Origin of the sequence: Mesorhizobium sp. M7A.F.Ca.CA.002.09.1.1 (assembly GCF_003998555.1) — a bacterium.
Classification (GTDB): domain Bacteria; phylum Pseudomonadota; class Alphaproteobacteria; order Rhizobiales; family Rhizobiaceae; genus Mesorhizobium; species Mesorhizobium ciceri.
On the sequence record NZ_RZRR01000712.1, the window covers coordinates 1 to 2,983 of the forward strand.

Annotated in this window: 3 protein-coding genes; all 3 read right to left on the reverse strand. The window is 62.6% G+C overall.

The features are described 5' to 3' along the window. On the reverse strand, positions 1-857 hold an 857-nt coding region (locus tag EN994_RS24910; RefSeq protein ID WP_127307884.1), incomplete at its 3' end, for an aminotransferase class V-fold PLP-dependent enzyme. Positions 858-927: 70 nt separating this feature from the next. Further along, on the reverse strand, positions 928-1,686 hold the full coding sequence (locus EN994_RS24915) for a cyclase family protein (RefSeq protein ID WP_063170429.1): 759 nt from the start codon (positions 1,684-1,686) through the stop codon (positions 928-930). Between the two features lie 2 nt (positions 1,687-1,688). Continuing rightward, the gene (locus EN994_RS24920) at positions 1,689-2,867 is read right to left on the reverse strand and encodes an ABC transporter substrate-binding protein (RefSeq protein ID WP_013528425.1); all 1,179 of its coding nucleotides are present in this window, start codon (positions 2,865-2,867) and stop codon (positions 1,689-1,691) included. Positions 2,868-2,983: the final 116 nt, after the last annotated feature.

The window sequence follows — 2,983 nt, forward strand, 5'->3', positions numbered from 1 at the left end:
CCGAAGGACTGTCCGAGCCAGGCATAGTGCTCGACGGCGCCAAGCACCCCGGCAAGCGCCTCGCGGCTTGTCGTTCCCGTCTCGAATTTTCCAGGTGGCGTATTGGAAGCCGCGCGCACCTTATAGGCGGTCAGCGCCTGCAGCAGATCGAAACGGCCCCACAACACCCCGTGATGCGGTCCAAAAAATTTGTAGGCCGAGCAAACCAGGAAATCACAGCCGATCTCCTGGACGTCGATCACCCCATGCGGCGCGAACTGCACCGCGTCGATATAGCTCAGCGCCCCGATCGCGCGGGCGCGCTGCGCGATCCGCTTCACGTCGTTGATCGTGCCGGTAACGTTGCTGGCATAGCCGACAGCGACCAGCTTGACGTCCTCGTCGATAGTCGCCTCCAGCGTCGACAGGTCGAGTTCGAAGGTTTTTGGATCGAGGTCGATCCAGCGTACTTCAAGCCCCCGATCCTCCGCCAGCATCAGCCAGGGTGCGACGTTGGCGTCATGATCCATGCGCGTCAGCACGATGGCGTCGCCGGCGTTCAGATCGCGGCCGATGGCGCGCGAGACGGCGAAAGTCAGAGTTGTCATGTTCTGGCCGAACACCACCTCACGCCGGTCGGCGGCATTGAAGAAATCGGCCATCGCCTGATGCGCGTCGTCGACCATCGCCTGGGCCGCGAGTGAGGTTTCGAAATAGCCACCAAGATTGGCGTTGGTTTCGATCATGACACGCGTCATACGCTCGATCGAACGGCTCGCCATCTGGGTTCCCGCGGGATTGTCGAAGAAAATCCGCTTCTTCGGCTCGGCACCTCTCGCCATCGCCGGAAAAGCATCGCGGACTGTATCTATATCCATGTCTGAATTCCGTGTCTGATGATCGTTGTGCGGCGGCCCCTCGACCGCCGCCAGCAGCGGCTTCACGCGTTCAGCCGGCCGCTTCATGGATGGCGACAGCGCGAGCCGGGAAGCCAGATCCGGCCTTTGGCTTTGGCCAGCTTGCCATTATCAACGCGCCGGCTTCGGGCACCTTGTCGAGATTGGCCAAGAGCTCGATCTGCCAGCAGTCGCGCGACAGCACATAGTATTCCAGGCTTGCGTCACCTGCGGAAGTGGCACGGCCGGGATCAGTGTCCATGCCCTCGTGCCCGATCGCAGCAACACCGCGGCGTTCCAAAAGCTCCTCCAGCACCGGCTTCGACCAACCAGGCGCATGGGAGATACCGTCGGCCGACTTGTTCCGAAACGCCACGGGGTCCGGCCAGCGCGGCCACCAGCCGGTGCGAAGTGCGACAAAACACTTTTCCGGGATACGGCCGTTCCGCGCCTCCCAGGCCGAAATATCGTCGAGCGTCGGCGTCGCGTCGGGATCGGCGGCGACCCTGTCGCTGATGTCGAGGATGACCAGCGGCAGAAGCATCTCCGCCACCGGCAGTTGGTCGATCGAGCGGCCGCCGTCGATGAAGTGCACCGGCGGATCGACATGGGTGCCCCACTGTCCGACGAAGGCGTAGTGGTGGACCTGGAAGGCATCGCCCTTCGAAAAATCGAGCAACGCACTGCGCTCCTCGTCCGGGAAGGCCGGGAAATGCGGCTGACCCGGATGAAACGCATGCGTCAGGTCGGTGAAGGTCGCGGCGGAGAGCCGCGACCTGTAGATGTCCCAAAGGGAGCCCGGAGTGGACAAGATCACGGCTCCGCGACGAAGGTCGGTGCCGCTTCACTTGCCAGGACAAGCTTGCCGTCCTTGACACCAATGACCGAGACCGACTTGTCCGGCACCGAAATGCCCGGGCGGTAGGTGATCGTGCCGGTCACGCCGTCGAGCCCGGACGTAGCGGCCAGCGCGTCACGGATCTTGGCCGGATCCGGCGCACCGGCACGCTTGATCGCGTCGGCCATCAGCTTGACCGAGTCGTAGCCGAGCGCAGCGAACGCGTTCTCCGGGGCATTGCCGACCGACTTGGTGTAGGCGTCGATAAAGGCCTGCACCTTCGGGGTGGCGCCCTCACCGATATAGGCGTGGGTGGTGAAGTAGGTGTCCTTGGCCGCGTCGCCGCCGACCTGGATCAGCAAGGGCGTGTCGTAGCCGTCGCCGCCGACCACCGGCAGGTTGATGCCGGCCTGGCGCATCTGCTTCAAGATCAGGCCGATTTCCTCGGCATTCGACGAGGCATAGACGAAGTCTGGCTGCGGCGACAGCGCCTTCAGTTTGGCGATCTGCGCGGTAAAGGTCTTGTCGCCGATCTTGTAGGTGTCGCGCTCCAAAATCTTGCCCCCGCCATGCTCGTAGGCGGTGACGAAGTAGTCCGACAGCAGCGTTGTGTATTCAGTGCCGATGTCGGTCAGCAGGTAGGCGGTTTTGCCGTTCAGCTTGTTCAGCGCAAATTCCGCGCCAACCGCAGCCTGAACGTTGTCGCCGAAGGCGGCGAGGAAGATCTCGTTGCCGAGCTGGCTAGGCAATTTCGGCGAGGTCGCGCCTGGCGTTATGAACGGTATCTGCGCCGTCTGGACCTGCGGTCCGATGGCCAGCACCGAGTCGGAATCGGCGAAGCCGATGATGCCGACGACCTTGTCGCTGTCGATCAACTGGCTGGCGACGGTCGAGATCGTCGTCGAATCGCTCTTGGAATCGTAGATCACCAGTTCTATCTGCTGGCCGAGCACGCCGCCGGCGGCGTTGATTTCGCTCGCTGCCAGCTTGGCGCCATTCAGCATCGGACCGTCGAGCGAGGCCTGGATGCCGGTCAGGTTTGCCGGATAGCCGATCTTGATGGTGTCGGCAGCAAGTGCCGTGCTGGCCGAGGCAAGCGCGAAGAATGCGCCCAGTCCCAGGCCGATGGTACCGCGTCGAGTGAGTTTGATCATCGTTTTCGTTCCTCTGTCTGGTTCACCGTTGCCGATCTTTGGGTTGATCCGAACATAAGTTCCCGGTCCCCCATGATCCCCTTCGGCCGGAAGATCATGACTAGAATGAAGATGAA